The sequence below is a fragment of the Micromonospora humida genome, from assembly GCF_016901255.1.
Classification (GTDB): domain Bacteria; phylum Actinomycetota; class Actinomycetes; order Mycobacteriales; family Micromonosporaceae; genus Micromonospora; species Micromonospora wenchangensis.
Genome location: NZ_JAFEUC010000015.1, coordinates 180,588 through 199,990 on the forward strand (window position 1 = coordinate 180,588; position 19,403 = coordinate 199,990).

The 19,403-nt window shown below is 74.1% G+C and carries 18 protein-coding genes; 3 read left to right on the forward strand and 15 right to left on the reverse strand.

The window, feature by feature from the left end; all coding sequences use genetic code 11:
- Window positions 1-127 precede the first annotated feature (127 nt).
- From fxsT to JQX11_RS26610, 6 genes are all read right to left on the reverse strand, one after another.
- Window positions 128-2,380 carry an FxSxx-COOH system tetratricopeptide repeat protein gene (gene fxsT / locus JQX11_RS26590; protein ID WP_204927668.1) on the reverse strand — a complete coding sequence of 751 codons (2,253 nt, stop codon included), beginning with the start codon at window positions 2,378-2,380 and terminating at the stop codon, window positions 128-130.
- Between the two features lie 88 nt (window positions 2,381-2,468).
- Entirely contained in the window at window positions 2,469-2,939 is a 471-nt protein-coding gene (locus tag JQX11_RS26595; protein ID WP_204927669.1) for a hypothetical protein, read from the reverse strand.
- 135 nt (window positions 2,940-3,074) lie between these two features.
- Complete coding sequence (locus JQX11_RS26600) at window positions 3,075-3,215, reverse strand: hypothetical protein (RefSeq protein ID WP_204927670.1); 141 nt, start codon at window positions 3,213-3,215, stop codon at window positions 3,075-3,077.
- 2 nt (window positions 3,216-3,217) lie between these two features.
- Entirely contained in the window at window positions 3,218-4,420 is a 1,203-nt protein-coding gene (locus JQX11_RS26605; RefSeq protein WP_307826361.1) for a helix-turn-helix domain-containing protein, read from the reverse strand.
- Complete coding sequence (locus tag JQX11_RS32760) at window positions 4,407-4,577, reverse strand: hypothetical protein (protein WP_232378610.1); 171 nt, start codon at window positions 4,575-4,577, stop codon at window positions 4,407-4,409. Before JQX11_RS32760 ends, JQX11_RS26605 begins: the two co-directional genes overlap by 14 nt.
- A 150-nt stretch (window positions 4,578-4,727) precedes the next feature.
- Entirely contained in the window at window positions 4,728-5,882 is a 1,155-nt protein-coding gene (locus JQX11_RS26610) for a helix-turn-helix domain-containing protein (protein ID WP_307826366.1), read from the reverse strand.
- 347 nt (window positions 5,883-6,229) lie between these two features.
- Between JQX11_RS26610 and JQX11_RS26615 the strand changes: the two genes are divergently transcribed.
- Window positions 6,230-7,264 (forward strand): AraC-like ligand-binding domain-containing protein, encoded by a 1,035-nt coding sequence (locus JQX11_RS26615; protein ID WP_204927673.1) that lies wholly within the window; start codon window positions 6,230-6,232, stop codon window positions 7,262-7,264.
- A gap of 200 nt (window positions 7,265-7,464) precedes the next feature.
- Here the strand turns inward: JQX11_RS26615 and JQX11_RS26620 are convergent, their stop codons facing one another.
- Genes JQX11_RS26620 through JQX11_RS26655 form a run of 8 tightly spaced genes read right to left on the reverse strand, consistent with a single transcriptional unit; the run spans window position 7,465 to window position 16,249 of the window.
- Window positions 7,465-8,448: a DNA topoisomerase IB gene (locus JQX11_RS26620; RefSeq protein WP_204927674.1), complete on the reverse strand. Its 984-nt coding sequence runs from the start codon at window positions 8,446-8,448 to the stop codon at window positions 7,465-7,467.
- Window position 8,449: 1 nt separating this feature from the next.
- Complete coding sequence (locus JQX11_RS26625) at window positions 8,450-9,439, reverse strand: glycosyltransferase family 9 protein (RefSeq protein ID WP_204927675.1); 990 nt, start codon at window positions 9,437-9,439, stop codon at window positions 8,450-8,452.
- Window positions 9,436-10,137 carry an SDR family oxidoreductase gene (locus JQX11_RS26630; RefSeq protein WP_204927676.1) on the reverse strand — a complete coding sequence of 234 codons (702 nt, stop codon included), beginning with the start codon at window positions 10,135-10,137 and terminating at the stop codon, window positions 9,436-9,438. Before JQX11_RS26630 ends, JQX11_RS26625 begins: the two co-directional genes overlap by 4 nt.
- Window positions 10,134-11,627, reverse strand: coding sequence for a PfkB family carbohydrate kinase (locus tag JQX11_RS26635; RefSeq protein ID WP_204927677.1), 1,494 nt, complete (start codon window positions 11,625-11,627; stop codon window positions 10,134-10,136). The genes JQX11_RS26630 and JQX11_RS26635 overlap by 4 nt, the downstream gene beginning before the upstream one ends.
- Window positions 11,624-12,394 (reverse strand): D-sedoheptulose-7-phosphate isomerase, encoded by a 771-nt coding sequence (locus tag JQX11_RS26640; protein ID WP_204927678.1) that lies wholly within the window; start codon window positions 12,392-12,394, stop codon window positions 11,624-11,626. Before JQX11_RS26640 ends, JQX11_RS26635 begins: the two co-directional genes overlap by 4 nt.
- Window positions 12,394-13,611, reverse strand: a complete 1,218-nt coding sequence (locus JQX11_RS26645) for a glycosyltransferase (RefSeq protein WP_204927679.1) — start codon at window positions 13,609-13,611, stop codon at window positions 12,394-12,396. Before JQX11_RS26645 ends, JQX11_RS26640 begins: the two co-directional genes overlap by 1 nt.
- Window positions 13,596-14,570, reverse strand: a complete 975-nt coding sequence (locus JQX11_RS26650; protein WP_204927680.1) for a glycosyltransferase — start codon at window positions 14,568-14,570, stop codon at window positions 13,596-13,598. Before JQX11_RS26650 ends, JQX11_RS26645 begins: the two co-directional genes overlap by 16 nt.
- Window positions 14,567-16,249 carry an HAD-IIIA family hydrolase gene (locus JQX11_RS26655; protein WP_204927681.1) on the reverse strand — a complete coding sequence of 561 codons (1,683 nt, stop codon included), beginning with the start codon at window positions 16,247-16,249 and terminating at the stop codon, window positions 14,567-14,569. Before JQX11_RS26655 ends, JQX11_RS26650 begins: the two co-directional genes overlap by 4 nt.
- A 184-nt stretch (window positions 16,250-16,433) precedes the next feature.
- On the opposite strand from JQX11_RS26655, the gene JQX11_RS26660 reads away from it, so the two are divergent.
- Window positions 16,434-16,883 carry an SRPBCC family protein gene (locus JQX11_RS26660; RefSeq protein WP_307826362.1) on the forward strand — a complete coding sequence of 150 codons (450 nt, stop codon included), beginning with the start codon at window positions 16,434-16,436 and terminating at the stop codon, window positions 16,881-16,883.
- Window positions 16,884-16,972: 89 nt separating this feature from the next.
- Window positions 16,973-17,740 (forward strand): polyprenol monophosphomannose synthase, encoded by a 768-nt coding sequence (locus JQX11_RS26665; protein WP_204927683.1) that lies wholly within the window; start codon window positions 16,973-16,975, stop codon window positions 17,738-17,740.
- A 28-nt stretch (window positions 17,741-17,768) separates the two neighbouring features.
- Here JQX11_RS26665 and JQX11_RS26670 read toward each other — a convergent pair whose 3' ends face one another.
- Complete coding sequence (locus JQX11_RS26670) at window positions 17,769-19,373, reverse strand: phytoene desaturase family protein (RefSeq protein WP_204927684.1); 1,605 nt, start codon at window positions 19,371-19,373, stop codon at window positions 17,769-17,771.
- Window positions 19,374-19,403: the final 30 nt, after the last annotated feature.

Here is a 19,403-nt window from a genome sequence, read left to right on the forward strand (position 1 = left end):
TCGAGTACGGCAACGGGCCGGGCCCGCCTGACGGCGGCCCGGCCCGCGCTGTCGTCAGCGTGCGGCGCGCACTGCGGTTGGCCTGTCGTAGGGATCTTCGTGAAACGGCACCGATGCTGTGCCGGGCTCAACGGCGACGGCGGGCCTTTCCCGTCGACCGGCGCCCGCCCATCGCGGTGGTTATCTGGTCGAGCGTCCTGCGCGCGCGCTTTGTATCAGGGTGCTGCCCTCCGAGGTTGGCTCGCATCTTCGTATGTGCCGATTCAGCCAATCGACGAGCTGACATTAGCTGCCCACGTAGAACCATCGCGTGTGCGAGGTTCAACATTCCTCGAAGCGTGTCCGGATGCTCCTCACCGAGCACCCGCAGTCGCCTCCGATACACATCCTCCGCAAGCTCGAATGCCCGCCTAAACTCCCCCACATCAACCAATACACTGGATAGGTTCATCGCAGCACTCAATGTATTTGGGTGATTATCACCCAACACTTGAACGAACCGCCGATAAGCATCATCCGCAATCACTAAAGCCCGATCATACTCTCTCAACCGACCCAATGTACTGGCCAAATTCACCGCAAAAGTCAAGGTGTCAGGATGGTCCTCACCCAGCACCCGCACCAACCGTCGATACACATCGTCTGCAACCTCCAATGCCTGATCAGGTTGCCCCGCATCGCCTAGTGCATCGACCAGTTTGGCTGCAGAATTCAAGGTGTCAGGATGATCCTTACCCAGCACCCGCACCCGCCTAGCATAAACATCTTCATCGATTTCACGCGACCGCTGATAGTTCCCCAATTCGTCGTGAACTACCGCGAGATCGGAGGCGGTCCGGAGGGTGTCGGGATGGTCACGGCCGAGAATGTTGATCTGGCGGGTGAGGGTGTCGTCGATCAGGGGGCGGAGCCGGTCGAGCTGGCCCAGGTCGCGGTAGGCCCAGACGAGTTCGGTAGCAGCCCGCAAAGTGTCCACATGATCCGGCCCGTGCCGCTTCTTCCACTCCTGGTAGAGGTTTTCGGCCAGTTGTTGCGCGGGGCGGCTGTCGCCCCGGCAGAGCAGGTAGACGATGGCGTCCCGGGCCCGCAGGCGGAGGTCGGGGTTGTCGGTGCGCGCGGGATCCGCCGCCAGCAGGTGAGGCAGGATCGTGCTCCACTGAGCCCAGGTCGCGGTGTCCCGGGGGTTGCCCGGGTCGACGGTGCCGAGCGCCGCCTCGATGCGTACCCGCAGCTCGGCGGCGACGGCGGGGTCGATCTGGTCACGGACGATCGCCTGGACCAGCCGGTGGACGGTGATCTTCCCGAGTTCGACCCGGGCCAGACCGGAGGCACCGACCGCGCTGATGGCCCGCTGCCGTTGCAACGGCTTGTCGATGATCTGCGCCAGCGGCACGAGCACGCCCAGTTGTAGGTCGGCGTGCCGGGCGATGGTGACGACGAGATCCGTCGGCACCGGCTCGGGTGCCAGGAACGCACACAGGTGGAGGACGGCGAGCGCGGCGGGATCCTTGCCACTGAGCGCGGTGATGCTGAGGGTGGCGGCCGCCGCCAGTGAATGCGGGTAACCCGCGGGCTGCCCCTCGCCGAGCACCGCGAGCGTCTCCTCCCGGAGCACCTGTCGGTAGTCCGTGACGGACATCCCGAACTCGGCCAGGTAGCTCGCCGCCTGCGCCAGCGCCAGGGGCAGGCCGCCCAGGTCCTCAGCGAGCTGACCGGCCTCCGTCGCGCTGATCCTGGCGAGGCGCAGCGTCAGCAGCTCCACCGCCTCGACCCGGGGAAGGACGTCCAGCTGCAGGGTCCGGGCGAGCTGCCCCCAGCTCGTGTTGCGGGAGGTGACGAGCACATGCCCCGCGCCGTCCGGCAGCCAGAGGCGGAGGGCGTCGGGTTCCTCCGCGTTGTCGAAGATCAACAGCCAGCGGTCCCGGCGCCGGAGGTACTCCTTGACCTTGCTCTGGGCGATCACGCTGTCCACCTGAGCGTCGAGCACGCCCAGCGCGATCCCGAGCGCGCTGAACTGCTCACCGATGGCCCCCGACTGTTCCGCCGAGATCCACCACACGACGTCGTAGTCGGCCCGGTGCCGGTACGCGTACTCCAGGGCCAACTGGGTCTTGCCGACCCCGCCGAGGCCGTGCACCGCCTGCACGGCCGCAGCACCACCGGATGACAGCCGTGCCCGCAGCTCGGCCAGCTCGCTCCCCCGACCGGCGAAATTCGGATCCCGGGTCCGGAGGTTCCACACCGGCGACGGCCGGTCCGCTGCGACGGCGGGCTGATCGGCGGCGGGCCGGGGAGCGGGTACGCCGCTGGTGTTGATGAAGTTGTTGATCTGGAGACCGCTACCCACCCCGGCACTCGTGCCGTGACCCTCGGTCTGCATCCGCTGAGTCACCGTCGGGGGACCATCTGCCGGCTCGTCACCTGTCCCGCGACCGTGTGACGGCTCGGTCACGGGAACGCCGGACGGTTCAGTCATCGGCGCGCGCCTGCGCGGTGCCGAACGTGTTGACCTGGCTGCCGTGGCCCAGCACCGCCTGCCGCGCGTTGCCGGAGGCGGTGACGTGTTGCACCACGTGACCGGCCGACCGAACCTCGGCGTTCGCGGCGACCTGCCGTACCAGCGTCTCCAGCTCGGCAGCGGCAGCCGGTTGCTCGATCAGCAGGTCCTCTAGCCGGCCCGCCCACAGCGCCTCGTGCTGTGCACGCACCCGGTCGCCGTCCGCGCCCGCCGTCTCCACCGCACCACGGGTCCGCTCCAACTGTTGCGTCACCGCGTCCTCTCTCGCCCGGTCACCCCGGCCGAGCAACCGCACGAAGCCGGTCTTCGCCAGCCCCCACGCGTCCTGGGCTACCGCGCCCACCAGTGCCGCACCACCGGCTCCCGCCAACGCGAGCAGTTCCTCCGCCGCCATCACAGCCCCCAGATCGGTCGCCCACATGCCCAACCCATAGGAATATCGCAACCTGTCGACGCCAGACACCCTGGACGGGCCGACGCCGCCCCGGAGTCGGGAGACCGACATCAAAGACCACCCAAAAGACCAATAACGCCTCCCGGGAGCCCTCGCCCTTCTTCAGCGACGTGCCGGACGTGGGGCGATCGCCACGGCACCGCAGAAGGGGCAGCGACCGTCGGGCGCGGATCGCTCGGCGCGGCGGGCGGCGAGGATCAGTCGGTTGCGGATCTGGGCCAGGGACAGGAACGGCGCGGTCATGCTCAGGTCACCCGGAGGGCGACGGCGAGCTGGATGATCGCGGCTGAAGCCTGTGGGTCGTGGGCCAACTGGGCGAGCACCGATCGGGCAGCAGGCCGGTGGCGCACCTCGGCGGGGGCGGCGTGCTCGGCGGTCACGAGGGCGCGGCCGGCGTTGGCCGAGTCGCCGGTGTGCAGGTAGGCGCGGGCGGCATCGAGCAGGTGCCCGGCGCGGTGTTCGGCGGGTAGCCACCGCCAGCCGTCGCGGGCGATGGCCTTCTCGTGCCAGAGCACCGCCGTACCGGCATCGCCCAGATCCAGAGCGGCGACGACCCGGGCCAGGTCCACGGCGACCGGCCCAAAGGCGGTCCGATAGTGGTCGTGGCCGTCGCCGACCCGGGCCGCCATCTCGGCGGCCTCGTCGAGCAGGTCGGCCGTGGCGTGATCGTCGCCGTCTCGGGCTGCGGCCAACGCGGCCTCAATGACCAGGGCACCGCACAGCGACAACACCGGGGCGTGCCCGTCGTCGAGGTCGGGTGGAGCGATCCGGTACGCGGCGGCCAGCGCCGTAGACCGGGCCGCCCGTGCCCGCCCCGAAGCCCGGAGCACCTGGCCAAGTTGCACAGCAGTGGTGGCAACCAGCACCGCATCACCGGCCGCGATGGTCATCGCCCGGTCGGCAGCCACCCACGCGAGCTCTACCTCACCCAGCTTGACCAGCAGTGACGCGGTGACCCGATACGCCTCCACCAGCACCGACCGCCCCGCCGCCGGATCATCCGTGTAGACACGCTGCGCGGCGACCACCAGACCCGGGAGCAGCCCGGCCACCTGCGGGTAGCGGGCGTGCTGGAACGTGCCCCAGGCGTGCGTGACGTCCCGTGCCAGCCGATCCGCCGACAGCACCTGACCCCGCGCTGTAGAGCGACCCACCGCGATGTCGTACGTCGACAGCGCCTCTCGGACCCGTTCCACTCCCTCGACCGGACCGGACACGTCGGCCGGCCGGAGGTCCCGGCCGAGCAGCACACCCGGGTCGATGCGCAGGACAGCGGCGATGTCCTGAAGCGTGGACACCTTGTCCAGCGTCCGGACACCCCGCTCGACCTTGTCCACCCAACTCTTCGACTTACCCAACCGGTCGGCGAACACCTGCTGCGACAACCCACGCCGCCCCCGCCAGTGCGCCACCCGCCGACCGACCGGCAACAACTCACCGCCCTCCACGACGCCACCGCCGATCCGGCACCGCCCGCGTCGTCTCCTCCACCGGAATCCGCTCCGCCTCGGCCTGCGCGAGCAACCGTCGCCGCGCCGCCTCCCGCTCGACCGCCTGAATCCGCTCGCCCCGGCTCTCGCCCGGATCACGTTCTTCGTCGCCCACCTGTGTCCCCTCCGCATGGGCGCGGCGGTACAAGATGAAGCTGCCACCGCGCACGATCAGCGGCGCAGCGACGGCCGGTCACCAGACCGACGAGGCGTCACCGCACCGTGATCAAGACGCTACGGAGCGCACATGGAAGGGTTGGAACGCTTACGCACCACCCATGGTCAGGCTCATCCGTTCGCAGAGGCCCCGCAGCTCGGGCGAGGTCGCCCCCTTACGCAGCAACGACCGCGCCGTCTCCCGGGCGGCGACCGACGAGCGGGCATGTTGCGGCCCGATCCGCTCCGCAGCGAGCAGCATCCGCACGGCGTCACGATCCCGACCGGTCCCCTCGGCCGCCCGACTCATGTCGAGCCAGAAGTACACCTGGCGCACCGCCGGCAGACCCGCCAGCTCCACACCCACCGCAGTCCGCATCGCCAGTTCCGGGCGACCCGTGTCGAGCTGGAACGCCATCGTCCACAGGGCCACGTTCCGTGGACCCCAGACAAGATCCCAGCTCTCGGTCTCCCCGGTGTACGCGGCGATCCGCGCCGCCTCCGCGAGATGATCCTCGGCACCGACCCGGTCCCGCAGACCGGCGAGATGATGCGCCCGCGCCAGGTGCAGGAACCCCAACACGTCCAACGCGCCATCGGCAGCGCTAGCCGCAAGATCGGCAGCCGCCGCGTCACACCACGCGCGGGCCGGCCCGTAGGCCCCGGAGTAGGCCGACACCCGCGCCCGGTTGGCCGCCGCCACCCCGACCGCCACCCCGTCGTCGAGCAACCCGGCAGCCTCGGCGCAACGCTCGGCGGCCAACCAGGCATGGGCCGGATAGCTCACGTTCAGCAACGACCCCATGGCCACGCCGTACACCGGCACCATCTCCGACAACGCGGCCCGCCGGTCCACCAGGGCGTGTATCGCCGGGACGAGATCCACCAGCCGCCGCAACGCGCCCGCGTAATCGCACCGCCCGTACAGTCCGCGCACCAGCGCCGCCTCACCGCGCACCTGTTCGAGTGTCGCCGTCGCGGCGGAGCGCCTGGTCAACGGGGTGTCCATCATGATCCGCCAGACCCGCTCGGCATCAATGCGGGCCGCGTCGAGCTGCCGGTCAGCCGGCGTGTACGCCTGACCCGTCAGGTCGACCACCGAACACTCCAGGGCCGCCGCCAGATCCACCACCATGTACCGGTCGGTGCGCTGCAGCCCCCGCTCGATACGCGACCACGACGTATGGGAGATGCCCGCCCGACTGGCCGCATACCGCACGCTCCAACCACGCAACTCCCGGCGAGCACGAATACGATCACCGATCGACGGATCGTCAGGAATAGAGCGACGAGGCATCAGCACACTCCCCCGGTGACACGAGATCCCCACCGGCCGGAACCGACAGGCTGCCACCACGGAACGTACACCCGCACCACCGGATGCGTGACACCCCGCGCTGGTCGCCGGCCGGCGCTCAAGAACGATGCCGAGCGAGCGCGAGTCAGTTGATCGACTCAATGTCGCCGATGGACTGGTATCCCCGGCGCTCCCATGCCGCTATTTCCGCGAAACAGCGGCATCTGCGCACCCCGCGTACGCACCCGACCCTCCGGGCGTGGGGTCTTCGTCCAGAATGGAGGGGAAGTGCCCGCCGACGGGGGAGGCCGGACATGGTGCACCGCACGGTGATCGACACCGAACAACTGCCACCGACGGAACGTTTCGGGATGTGGCTGGACCTGGTCGCCCGGACCGCCGCGCCGCTGCGCATCCGCTCCGACCACCAGCACGACTTCCGGGCCCGCGCCGAGTTCGTCGAGTTGGGCCCGATCCGGCTGGTGCGCTACCGCTACCCGTCACTGGAGGCGGTCCGTACCCCGAAGCTGGTCCGCCGCACCGAGGTGGACTTCCACATGCTCGCCCTCACCACCAACGGCACCGGCATCGCCGGGCAGGGCGGGCGGGAGAGCCGGCTCGGCCCCGGTGAGTTCACCTTCTACGACGGTTCCCGCCCGCACGAGGTGAGCCACCTCGGCGACGGTAACGGCGCGGAGCACGCCGCCTCGATCGTCGCCCTGGTCCCGTACGGGGCGATCCCGCTCACCCCGGACCAGCTCGCCCCGCTGCTGGCCGGCCGGATGTCGGCGAGCGAGGGGATCGGCGCGCTGATCGCCCAGTACCTGACCCGGATCACCACCCATCCGGAGCAGTACCAGCAGGCCGACGCCGAGCGGCTGGGCGGGGTGGCGCTGGACCTGATCTCCACCATGCTCGGCCGGTACCTGGTCGCCGAGGACGAGATGCCCCGCGAGGTACGCCGCCGGGCACTGCTCGCCCAGGTGCGGGCGTACGTCCAGCGGCACCTCGGTGACGCCGGGCTGACCCCGGCCGCCATCGCCGAGGCGCACCACATCTCGGTACGCAGCCTGCACCGGCTCTTCGAGGAGGAGCACGCCACGGTGGCGTCGTACATCCGGGAACTGCGGTTGGAGCGGTGCCGGCGGGACCTGGCCGACCCGGCGCTCGCCCACCGGCCGGTGCAGGCCGTCGCCGCACGCTGGGGTTTCCGGGACAAGGCGCACTTCAGCCGGGCCTTCCGGGCCGCCCACCAGCTCACCCCGCAGGCGTACCGGACGCTGCACCTGCAACAGGCACGGATCGTCAACAGCACGGCGTCCGCAGTCAACCCGGGACCTACATACTGACGGTGGGCCGGCGGTCACCCGACCGGTCGGCCCGACGGTAACGGGGGACCGCGGCGTGGCGTCCGTGACCCATCCGGGTCACGGACGGCCGCCCGGTGCCGCAGCCCGCCCGGCACGCGACCGCCGTCGCCCGGGATGGCCTCCCGGCCGCACCGGCCCCGACCCCGTCGCGCCTCCCCCAGGACCTGCGGCGGGGTCGGTCAGGTCTCCTCCAGCAGCTCCAGCACCAACCGTTCGACCTGCTCTTGCGGGGCATCGGCGGGCACCGGCAGCACCACGCCGTCGTGGTAGAGGTCGACCACCCGGGGGTCCACGTACGACGTGCGGGCCACCGTGGGGGTGTTGCCGAGCAGGTCGGCGACCTCCCGCATCACCCCGGCCACCGCCCGGCGACGCGCCGTCACCGAACGCTGCGTCCCCACGGTCGCCAGTTCGGCGGCCGCCCGGACGGTGGCGTGCCAGGTGCGGAAGTCCTTCGCGGTCATCTCGCCGCCGCTGGCGTCGCGCAGGTAGCCGTTGACCTCGTCGCTGCGCACGTCCCGCCAGGTCCGCCCGTCCCAGTAGCCGAAGAGCCGTTCCTCGGTACGCCGTCGCCGCCGCAGGGTGGTCAGCACCCGGCACAGTTGCGGGTCCTCGATCCGACGGACCTGTTCGATACCGCCCTTGGCCGGGAACTCGAAGACCACGCAGCCGCCCCGGGACCGGGCGTGCTCCGGGCGCAGGGTGGACACGCCGAAGGTGGCGTCCTCCCCGACCGCGTACTGCTCGTTGCCGACCCGGAAGGCGCCCATGTCGAGCAGCCGGGCGACGGTGGCCAGCACCCGGTCCCGGTTCAGCCCCCGCCCGGTCAGGTCACCGGCGATCCGGTCGCGCAGGGTCGGCAGCCGACGGGCCACCTCCAGCACGTGGTCGAACTTCGCCTCGTCCCGCTTGCGCCGCCACTGCGGGTGGTACAGGTACTGCCGTCGGCCGGCGGCGTCGGTGCCGGTGGCCAGGATGTGCCCGTTGGGGTACGGCGCGATCCACACGTCGGACCAGGCCGGCGGGATGACCAGCTCGGACAGCCAGGCCAGCGTGTCCGGGTCCCGGACCCGCTCACCGTTGCGGTCCAGGAAGGTCCAGCCCTTGCCGCGCCGGCGACGCCCGTAGCCCGCCCGACCCGGATCACTACGCCTCAGTCGCACCTCAGACCCGTACCGTTTCCTCGGCCTCGTCCACGGCGGCCAGCACCCGGTCGACCGGGAGCGCCGCCCATCTCGCCGCCGTACCTACCCCCGGCCCGGCGGCACAATCCTCGCCCGCGGCCCAGAGCACCCGGTGCCACGGCCGGTCGGCCGGCGGGCCCCAGCGGGCCGGCGGCACCGGGCCGAACAGCAGCACCGACGGGACCCGGTAGGCGGTGGCCAGGTGACCGACCCCGGTGTCCCCGCTGACCACCAGCCGGGCGGCGGCCACCAGGGCGGCCAGCTCACCCAGGTCGGTCCGGCCGGCCAGCACCGCCGAGCGGGGCAGGCCGGCGTCGGCCGCCACCCGGTCGGCCAGGTCCCGTTCGCCGGCCGAGCCGGTCACCACCACCCGGTGCCCCCGGTCGGCCAGCCGCCGGGCCAGCGCGGCGAACCGGTCCGCCGGCCACCGCTTCGCCTCCACCTTGCTGCCCGGGTGCACCACGGTCACCCCGGCCGGCAGCCGGCCGGGCGGCGGGCGGTGCAACGCCAGGTCGGTGCGGTCGGCCGGGATGCCGTACCAGTCGAGCAGCCGGCACCAGCGGTCCACCTCGTGCTCGTCGTCGTCCCAGTCGGGTCCGTCGCGGTGCCCGGCCGGCGGGCACCGGAAGGCCACCAGCCGGCCCGCGCCGGCCAGCATCCGGTGCGACCCCGGCCCGCGTCCGTGCAGGTTGACCGCCACCTCCGGCGGCGGCCCGGACCACGGCGGCACGCCATCCGGGGACGGGCCGGGCCACCGGCCGGCCGACGACGGGACGGGCCAGGGCGGCGGGCCGAGGTCGTCGGTGGGCAGCAGCCGGTCGACCCCGCCGACCAGCTCGACCAGCGGACCCAGCCAGGCCGGCGCGGCCAGCACCAGTTCCTCGTCCGGGTGCCCGGCCCGCAGGGCACGCAGCGCGGGCACCGCCGTGGCCAGGTCACCGACGCCGAGCGCCCGCAGCACCAGGATCACGGGTACGAGGTCTCCTGCTCGGCGCAGACCACCAGCTCCCGCACGGCGCTGCCGGGCGGCTGGGAGAGCGCGAACATGATCGCGGCGGCGGTGTCGGCCGGGTCGTTGAGCTTCGCGTCCGGGCCCGGACGGTACTGCGGGTCACGGTCGTCGAAGAACGCGGTCCGCATCCCGCCGGGGATGAGCAGGGTCACCCCGACGCTGCCGGCCAGCTCGGCGGCGAGCGACCGGGTGAACCCGACCACCCCGAACTTCGCCGCGCAGTACGCGGTGGCGTCCCCGACCGCCTTGACGCCCAGGGTGGAGGCGACCGTGACGACGTTGCCCCGGGACGCCTCCAGGTAGGGCAGCGCGGCCCGGACCACCGCCACCGTGGCGAGCAGGTCCACCACGACGATCCGTTCCCAGGTGTCGCGGGGGACGTCGGCCAGTTTGCCGGGCACGTCCATGCCGGCGGCGGTCACCACCGCGTCCAGCCCGCCGACCCGCTCGGCCAGGTCCCGGGTGGCCTCCTCGGCGGCTCGGGTGTCGGCCAGGTCGCACTCGATCCACGGCACCCCGTCGTCGGGGGGCTGCCGGTCCAGCACCAGCGGTCGTCCGCCGGCTTGCGCGACGGCGGTGACCACCGCCGCGCCGAGGCCGCTCGACCCGCCGGTGACCAGGACGGCCGGACCGGCACCGGGTGGACTGCTGCTCATCGTGCTCCCTCCGTCGTCGGATGCGCCGGCCGGGACCCGGCGGGTTCCGGCCGCGCGCCACCGGCCGGGCCGGTGCGCCGGCGCTCACCCCGGGCCGCCGCGATCATGTCGGTGGTGGAGCGCCCGTCCAGGTACGGCACCACCACGCTGTCCCCGCCCCACCGGCGCAACAGCTCGCCCTCCGGCAGGCCCGGCCCGTCACCGACGCCGGTGGCGTAGTCCCCGCCCTTGACCCAGATGTCGGGCCGCAGCCAGCCCAACGTCGCGTGCGGGGTGGGCTCGTCGAAGACCACCACCGCGTCGACGCAGCTCAACGCCGCGAGCAGCCGGGCCCGGTCGCCCTGCGGGATCACCGGCCGGTCGGGTCCCTTGAGGCCGGTGACGCTGGTGTCGGAGTTCAGGCAGACCACCAGGCAGTCGCCGAGCTGCCGGGCGGCCTGCAACGTCGCCACGTGCCCGGCGTGCAGCAGGTCGAAGCAGCCCCCGGTGGCGACCACGGTGCCGCCGGCCGCGCGGACCTCGGCCACCACCGCGCCCGCCGCGGCGGCCCCGATCCGTTCCCCGCCGCCGACCAGCACCGGCGGGCAGTCCCGCACCGGTACGGGCAGCGCGGCGGCCACCCCGCCGTCCGCCACGTACGCCGACGCCGCCCCGACGGCCGCCTGGACCGCCTCGGAGACCAGCGCGCCCCCGGCGAGCGCCACCGCGGCGGCCGAGGCGAACCGGTCCCCCGCCCCGCAGGTGTCCCCCTCGGCGCTGACCGGCGCGGAGACCATCAGCGGCGTCGCCCCGGCGGAGCAGAGCAGCGCGCCGTCACCACCGAGGGTGACCACCACCGCGCCGGCCCGCCAGCGTTCCCGCAGCCCCTGGCCGGCGCGGGCGGCGACCGCCAGCCGGGACCCGCCCGGCGGCACCTTGGCCAGTTCCCGGGCCTCCGGCTCGTTCGGGGTGACCAGCCGCACCCCCGGCACCGCGACCGGACCCCGGGGGTGCGGGTCCCAGACCACCGGGGCGCGGGTCGCGGCCAGCGCCGCCCGCAGCGCCGGCTGCCGGGCCACCCCCCGGCCGTAGTCGCTGACCAGCACGGCGGACGCCCCGGCGAGCAGCCGCAGCACCGCCTCGCCGGGTGGACCGGGTTCACCCGCCACGCCGCCCCGGTCGTGGCGCAGCAGCACCCGGCCCCGGGCCCGCAGCCGGACCTTCTCCGGGGTGGCCCCGGCCAGCGGCAGGCCGTACACCTGCACCCCGGCGGCGGTGAGCAGGGAGCTGAGCCGGGCCGCCCCGGCGTCGTCGGCGAGCGCGGTCACCAGCGCCACCTCGGCACCCGCGGCGGCGGCGAACACGGCGGCCAGGCCGGCCCCGCCGGGCCGGTCGGCGGCGGCCGTCTCGTCCAGCACCGGCACCGGCGAGTCGGGGCACAGCCGGTTCACCACCCCCTCGACGTCCCGGTCGAGCAGGGTGTCCCCGACCACCACCAGCGGGCCCCTCACGCCGGGTCCCCACGTCGCCCGTCGGCCGCCGGGTCGACGACCACCTCCACCCCGGCCCGGACCGGGCCGCCGTCGGCCACCGGCGATGCCTCGACCGGGTCGTCCGCCGCCGCGTCCACGGGCCGGGCCGCCGATGCGGCGGCGGTGGCCGCCGCCTGGCCGGCCAGCGCGGTCAACGCCGTGGGCAACGCCCGGTCGACGTACTCGCAGAGCACGTGGGTGGAGACCAGGTGCAGTTCCTGCACCACCTGGCTGTCCGGCGAGGCGACGCCCAGCGCCTCGTGGCAGGCGTCGGCGAGCGGGTTCGGTGTCGGGCCGGTGAACGCCCAGCAGCGCAGCCCGACCTCCCGGGCCGCCGCCACGGCGGCGAGCAAATTGCCGCTGGACCCGCTGGTGGACATCAGCAGCAGGACGTCACCGGGACGGCCGTGGGCCCGTACCTGCCGGGCGAAGACCTCCTCGTAGCCGTAGTCGTTGCCGATCGCGGTCAACGCGGAGGTCTCGGCGTGCAGGGCGATCGCCGACAGCGGCCGGCGCTCGTCGCGCAGCCGGCCGACCAGTTCGGCGGTGAGGTGCTGGGCCTCGGCGGCGCTGCCCCCGTTGCCGGCGACCAGCAACCGCCCGCCGCCGACCAGGATGCCGGCCAGCTCGGTGCCCCAGCGGGCCAGCAACGGCTCCGCCGCACGGTACGGCAGCAGCGCCTCGGCCAGCAGGGTCAGGTGCGCGTCGAGCAGGCCGGCCCGCGCCGCCCGGGTCGAGGTCGTCATCAGGCGACCACCCGGCTCGGCTTGCGTACGGCGGCGACCTCGGCGTACACCTCGGTCAACCGGTCGGCGGCGGTGGCCCACGAGTAGCTGCGGCGGGCCCGCTGCAACGCGGCGGTGGCGTAGCCGTAGCGGCGGGCCGGATCGCCGAGCAGGCCGGCCAGCGCGTCGCCCAGCGCCTGCGGGTCGCGGGCCGGCACCAGGTCACCGGTCACCCCGTCGACCACGGTGTCCCGGATGCCGCCGACCGCCGTGCCGACGACGGGCACCCCGCAGGCCATCGCCTCCAGCGGGGTCAGCCCGAACGGCTCGTACCAGGGGGCGGCGACCAGCACGTCGGCCGACCGGTACCAGCGGCCCATCTCCTCCCGGGGCACCGCCCCGACCAGCCGGACCCGGTCGGCCACCCCGCAGCTGCCGGCGAGCGCCCGCAGCCGCCTGGCGTACGGGTCGGTCTCCAGCAGCCCGGCGGGCGGCCCGCCGACGACCACGCACTCGGCGTCGGGCACCAGTGCCATCGCCCGGATCACCGTCTGGAAGCCCTTGCGTTCCACCAGCCGGCCGACGGTGAGCACCCGGGGCCGGTCGGCGTCGCGGTCCACGGCCGGGCCGAGCGGGGCGAAGGTGTCCAGGTTCACCCCGGACGGCACGACGGTCATCCGGGACCGGGGGACGCCGAGCCGGACCAGCTCCCCCACCTCGTCGCGGCACTGGGCGACGACCCGGTCGACGGCGCACCCCAGTTCCCGTTCGTAGCCGATCCGCCGGGCCGGGCTGGTGTCCTGCACCCCCTGGTGACGTCGCTTGACCGTGCCCAACGCGTGGTACGTCTGCACCACCGGCACCCCGGTCTGCCGGCCGGCGGCCAACGCGGCCAGCCCGCTCATCCAGAAGTGCGCGTGCACCACCTCGGGCACCCAGTCCCCGCCCCGCCAGCGGCCGGTGAGCCAGTGGCTGAACTCCTTCATGTGCGGCAGCAGGGCGTCCTTGGCGACCGGCTCGGCCGGCCCGGCGGGCACGTGCACCACCTCGTACCCGTCCGGGGCGCGCACGGCGACCGGCAGGTCGACGGCGTCGCGCCGGGTGTAGACCCGGACGTCGTGGCCGGCCGCCACCAGCGCGGCGGAGAGTTCCGCGACATGCGTGTTCTGCCCACCGGCGTCCTCACCGCCCAGCACGGCGAGCGGGCTGGCGTGCTCGGAGATCATCGCGATGCGCATACTTCCTCCTCCAGCAGGCGGTCCCAGTCGGCGAGGAAACGGTCCAGGCCGTAGCGGCCCAGTGCGGCGGTACGCGCCTGCGCGCCCGCCCGGCGGGCTTCGGCGGGGTCGGCGACGAACCGGGCGGCGGCGGCCAGCAGGGTGTCGACCCGGGTGGACAGCGCCCCCGCCCCGGGGGGCACCGCCTGCACGGCCTCGGTGGTGGCCAGCGCGACCACCGGCATGCCGATCGTCATCGCCTCGATCAGGCTCAACCCGAGCGAGGTCCACCGGCACAGGTGCAGGTAGGCCCGCCGCCGACCCAGCTCGGCGTGCATCCGGTGCTGCGGGACGTCGTCGTGGCTGGTCAGCCGGTCGGCCGGCAGGCCCAGGTGGTCGGCGAGCCCGGCCACCTTCATGCCGAAGACGTCCAGCGGGGCGATCTCGGCGAACCGGGCGAGCAGGTCGGTGCCGGTGATCCGGCCCCGGCGTACCGGCTCGTTGATCACCACGGCGAGCCGGTCCAGCTCACCGGTCCAGGTCACCGACGGCGGCACCACGCCGTGTTCGACGACGGCGGTACGGGTGGTCCCGTTGTCCCAGAACAGCTCGTTGAAGTGGGTGACGTGGGTGAGCAGCAGGTCGTCCCGGTCGGCCATCGGGTGCCGGGTGTTCGGCACGTCGCCCTTCGGGGTGTTGTGCTCGACGTAGACCGCCGGCACCGCCCGACCCACCGGCCGGCCGAGCCACTCGCCGGCCAGGTCGTGCTCCTCGGGGCGTTGCAGCAGCACCACGTCGACGTCGGCGTGCCGCAACTGCTGCGGGGTCACCTCGACGGCGCTGTCCGGCCACGGGTAGGTACGCGCCCGGCCCAGCCCGTACGGGCCCCGGTCGGGGGTGACCGGCACCAGGTAGCGGTGCTTGCCGTGCACGAAGGACGTGGTCCAGGAGCCGTGCACGTGCCAGAGCAGGATGTTCATCGGTCACTCCCCCGCCCTGCGGTCACCGGCGGCGCATCGGCCAGCGCGTCGGCGGGGACGCCGAGCAGGCGTACCGCGTCGAGGACCCGGCCCGGTTCGACGGCCGACAGGCAGGGGTGGCCGGGCACCGGGCAGACCGTGGCCCGGGTGTCCCGGCAGGGCGCGGCGGCGTCGCCCAACCGGACCGTCGGCACCCGGTAGGGCCCCCACTGTCCGTAGGGGACGGTGGGGGCGAACAGGCTGACCACCGGCACGCCCAGCGCGGCGGCCAGGTGCGCCGGCCCGGTGTTCCCGACCACCAGCGCACCGGCGTCGGCGAGCACCCCGGCCAAGTCGGCCAGACCCGTCCGGCCGCCCAGGTCGAGGCCGGTGTCGCCGGCCACCCGGGCGGTCAGCGCCGTCTCGTCGGGCCCGCCGGTGACCGCCACCCGGTGACCGGCGGCGGTGAGCGTCCGCACGATCCGGGCCGCCAGCTCGGGTGGGACGGCCCGGCTCGGCACCGCCGAACCGGGGTGCAGCACCAGGTACCCGGGGCCGCCGAGCCCGCCCGGCGGGGGCGGCACCCGGTCGGCGCGGACCCGCAGCCGCGGATCGTCGCCGGCCGGCAGCGCGAACCCGGCGGCGGCGGCCAGCGACAGCGCCCGCTCCGGCTCGGGCAGCCCGGCGGGGACCCGGTGCCGCACGTCGAGCAGCGAGCCCGGGTAGTCGTCACTGATCGCGCTGACCCTCGGCACGCCGGCCAGCCGCAGCAGCAGCGCCAGCGGCAGCGGTGACTGGTGGAACGAGGTGAACACGACCGCCTCGTCGGCGCGGACCGCGCGCAGCCGGTCGGTGAGCCGGTCGATGTCCGCCGGGTCGACCGGGTCGGGTGCGCCGTCGATCCAGGGCAGCGGCCACTCGACGATCTCGTCGACACCGGGCAGCAGGGCTGCGGCGGCGCGGCCCCGGGGGCCGCAGAGCAGCACGACCCGCTCGGCGTACGCGGCGACGGCCCGCACGGCCGGGCCGGTGACCAGGACGTCACCGGCGGAGTCGCTGCGGACCACCAGCACGGTGCCGGCCCGGCGCGGCGGTGACCCGGCGACCAGGGCGGACCGGGTCAGGATCAGCTCCACGGCGGCGGGCAGGTCGGCGGCGACCTGCCCGGCGGCGGCCACCTCGACGGCCCGGGTGGTCGGGGTGGGCACGAGCACCCCGGCGGCACCGGCCGCGGCGGCGGCCCCCAGGTCGGCGGCGATGTCCCCCACCAGCACGCAGCGCTGCGGGGTGGTGCCGAGCGCCCGAGCGGCGGCGTGCACCATGCCGGGCGCGGGTTTGCGGCAGGCGCAACCGGCCCGCTCGTCGTGCGGGCAGCACTGCCAGGTGTCGAAGGGGCCGAGCAGTTCCTCGACCCGGGCGTTGACCGCCCGCAGTTGGGCGGCGGTGAACAGCCCCCGGGCCAGCCCCGACTGGTTGGTGACCACGCCGAGCCGCAGCCCGGCGGCGCGCAGCCGGTCCAGCGCCGCCCGCGCGCCGGGCACCGGCCGTACCTTGTCGGGGTCGCCGTTGTACGGCACGTCCTCGATCAGGGTGCCGTCGCGGTCGAGCAGCACCGCGTCGTACAGTGCGCGGCCGTCCCGGCCAGCGACCGGGTCAACCCGGCCTGACCTGCGCTGATACGGCTCCGCGTCCCGTCGCACGGGCGGCGGGTTCCCGAGGCCCCGGGGAGTAAACCTGGCCCTACCGGGCGGTACGCCGCCCGGCCCGCTCCCCGGCCCGCGCCGTCTGTTCGCCCGCGTCGGTGCAGCGTTACCCGTCGGCCCGGAGAAGCTAACGCGACGGGTTAGGCCGGGCGGGCCCGGGTACTGGTCAGCGGTGGCAGTCGTGGAGAAAGTGATCGATGCACCCCCGCAGCAGGTCTTCGACGTGCTGGCCGACGGTTGGACGTACAGCGACTGGGTGGTCGGCACGGTGCACGTGCGTGACGTCGACGCGCAGTGGCCCCGGGTCGGCACCCGACTGCACCACCGGGCCGGCCCGTGGCCGTTCTCCCTGGAGGATGCCTCGACGGTGCTGGTCTGCGAGCCGCCGCACCGGCTGGTGCTGCGGGCCGGCCTGTGGCCGGCCGGGGAGGCGGTCGTGGTGTTCACGCTGACCCCGGAAGGGGACGGCGCGACCCGGGTCCGCATCGGCGAGGACTTCGCCGCCGGCCCGTTGCGCTGGGTCCGCAACAAGCTCAACGACCTGGTGCTGCACCAGCGCAACAAGGAGACGCTGCGCCGGCTCTCCGACATCGCCACCCGGCAGAAGGCCGACGAGCGCGCCGAACGGTGACCGGGCGGTCGCGGGGAGCCTCGGCGGGGTCCCCTCGGGCTTTTGGCTACCCTGTGGGGGAATGCCGACCCCGACTGAGGATGTCCGAGATGATCGAACCCGTGGAGCTGCCGTCACCGTGGCGGGACGCACGCCTGACCGTCGTGGTCCCCACCTACAACGAGGCGGGCAACCTCCCGGTGCTGGTCGAACGGCTGCTGGCCCTTCCGCTGCCGGGCCTGAAGGTGCTCGTCGCCGACGACAACTCGCCCGACGGGACCGGTGAGGTGGCCGACAAGCTGGCCATCGAGAACCCGGACCGGGTGCAGGTCGTGCACCGGGCCGGCAAGGAGGGCCTGGGCCGGGCGTACGTGGACGGCATCGGTCGGGCCCTCGACGGCGGCGCGGAGTACGTGGCGCAGATGGACGCCGACCTGTCGCATCCGCCGGAGGCGCTGCCCGGGATGCTGGGCGCGCTGCTGTCCACCCAGGCGGGGGTGGTGATCGGTTCCCGCTACGTGCCGGGCGGGCAGCTCGACGAGGCGTGGCCGCTCTACCGGCGGGCGCTCAGCGGCTGGGCCAACCTCTACGTGCACACCCTGCTGCGGGTACGCATCCGCGACCTGACCGCCGGCTTCAAGATCTGGCGGGCGGACGCACTGCGCGACATCGGCCTGCACCGGGTGCAGTCGAACGGTTACAGCTTCCAGGTCGAGATGCACTACCTGGCCACCAAGCTGGGACACACCATCCTGGAGGTGCCGATCCGGTTCGAGGAGCGGCGCGACGGCCTGTCCAAGATGACCACCGCGACCAAGGTGGAGAGCGCGCTGATGCCGTTCAAGCTGCGTACCCGGCACCGCAACCTGGACTCCTGACCCCGCAGCGGGGTCGTGGGTGGACGGTTCAGCGGTAGAGCGTCCGGTGCGCGGCGTCGATGACGCCGGCGTACAGGCCACCGGTGACGGCGCGGTCGCGGGCCAGCGCCGCCCGGGCGGCGTTCGCGCCGGGCGCGCCGTGCACCCCGCCGCCGGGGTGTGCCGACGCGCTGGCCAGGTAGAGCCGGTCGACCGGGGTGTCGGCCCGGCCCAGGCCGGGGATCGGGCGTAGGAACAGCTGCTGGTACGCCGCGGCGGTGCCACCGCCCAACGCCCCGCCGACCAGGCTCGGGTCGCCCTGTTCCAGCTCGGCCGGCCCGGCGACGTGCCGGCCGACGACCAGGCTGCGGAACCCGGGGGCGGCGGCCTCCAGCACGTCCTCCATCCGGTCCACCTGGCGGGCGATGTCCTCGGCCCGCCAGTCCCGCCGGAACGGCAGGTGGGTGTACGCCCACAGCGACTCGGTGCCGGCCGGCGAGTGCGTCGGGTCGGCGGTGGTCATCTGCCCGGCCAGCAGGAACGGGGTCGTCGGGATCTCACCCCGGGCCAGCTCGGCGGAGTAGCTGGTGAGCCCGTCGAGGTCGGCGCCCAGGTGCACGGTGCCGGCGCCGGCCACCGCCGGGTTGGTCCACGGCAGCGGGGCGGACAGCGCCCAGTCGACCTTGAGGGTGGAGCCGTCCCAGCGGAAGTGGGCCAGGTCCTCGACCAGCCGGGGCGGTAGCTGGGCGGCCCCGACCAGGTCCAGGTAGAGGGCGGGGGCGGGGACGTCGGCGAGCACCGCCCGGCGGGCCCGCCACAGCCGCCCGTCGACGGTGCGGACCCCGACCGCCCGGCCCCGGGCGGTCAGCACCCGGTCGACCTCCGCCCGGTAGCTGATCCGGCCGCCCCGCTCGGTGAGCCGGGCCACCAGCGCGTCGGTGATCCGTTGCGCGCCGCCGACCGGCACCGGCCAGCCGACCTGCTGGCCGAGCATGGCCAGCAGCCAACCGTAGACGCCGGAGCCGGCCTCCTCGGGGGACAGGTCGGTGTGCAGGGCGCAGCCGGCCAGCAGCGCGGGGCCGCCCTCGCCGGTGAACAGTTCGCTGCCGAGTTTGCGCACCGGCAGGACCAGCCGGCGGGCCAGCCGTAGCGCCCCGCCGACCCGCAGTTGGCGCAGCAGGCCCAGCCCGCCGCGTACCGGGGGGAAGGGGGTGGTGATGGCGTCGAGCATCGGCCCGGCCACCTGCGCCCAGTCGGCGTACGCGTGCCGCCAGCGGTCCCCGTCGCCGGGGGCGAACGTCTCCAGCGAGGCGGCGGTGGTGTCCAGGTCGCGGTTGATCACCGCGGCGCGCCCGTCGGGCAGCAGGTGGGCCAGCACGTCGGGGGCGTGCGTCCAGGTCAGCCCGTGGCGGGGCAGGTCGAGGCCGGCCAGCACCGGGGAGGCGTACCCGAGGGGGTAGAAGGAGCTGTACAGGTCGCTGAGGTAGCCGGGGGCGGTGACCTCGGCGGAGCGGACCGCCCCGCCCGGCGCGCCGGTCGCCTCCAGCACCAGGACGTCCCAGCCGGCGTCGGCGAGCAGGTTGGCGGCCACCAGGCCGTTGTGTCCGGCGCCGATGACGACGGCGTCCGCGGTGTCCGTGCCCGGCGAGATCATCAGATCCGGCTACCCGGCGGGCAACCGGGC

What these genes read in the sequence shown, in the direction of transcription:
- fxsT (WP_204927668.1), bottom strand. Translation starts at nt 2,380, where the DNA reads ATGCAGACCGAGGGTCACGGCACGAGTGCCGGGGTGGGTAGCGGTCTC.
- JQX11_RS26595 (WP_204927669.1), bottom strand. Translation starts at nt 2,939, where the DNA reads ATGTGGGCGACCGATCTGGGGGCTGTGATGGCGGCGGAGGAACTGCTC.
- JQX11_RS26600 (WP_204927670.1), bottom strand. Translation starts at nt 3,215, where the DNA reads ATGACCGCGCCGTTCCTGTCCCTGGCCCAGATCCGCAACCGACTGATC.
- JQX11_RS26615 (WP_204927673.1), top strand. Translation starts at nt 6,230, where the DNA reads ATGGTGCACCGCACGGTGATCGACACCGAACAACTGCCACCGACGGAA.
- JQX11_RS26630 (WP_204927676.1), bottom strand. Translation starts at nt 10,137, where the DNA reads ATGAGCAGCAGTCCACCCGGTGCCGGTCCGGCCGTCCTGGTCACCGGC.
- JQX11_RS26640 (WP_204927678.1), bottom strand. Translation starts at nt 12,394, where the DNA reads ATGACGACCTCGACCCGGGCGGCGCGGGCCGGCCTGCTCGACGCGCAC.
- JQX11_RS26645 (WP_204927679.1), bottom strand. Translation starts at nt 13,611, where the DNA reads ATGCGCATCGCGATGATCTCCGAGCACGCCAGCCCGCTCGCCGTGCTG.
- JQX11_RS26650 (WP_204927680.1), bottom strand. Translation starts at nt 14,570, where the DNA reads ATGAACATCCTGCTCTGGCACGTGCACGGCTCCTGGACCACGTCCTTC.
- JQX11_RS26665 (WP_204927683.1), top strand. Translation starts at nt 16,973, where the DNA reads ATGATCGAACCCGTGGAGCTGCCGTCACCGTGGCGGGACGCACGCCTG.
- JQX11_RS26670 (WP_204927684.1), bottom strand. Translation starts at nt 19,373, where the DNA reads ATGATCTCGCCGGGCACGGACACCGCGGACGCCGTCGTCATCGGCGCC.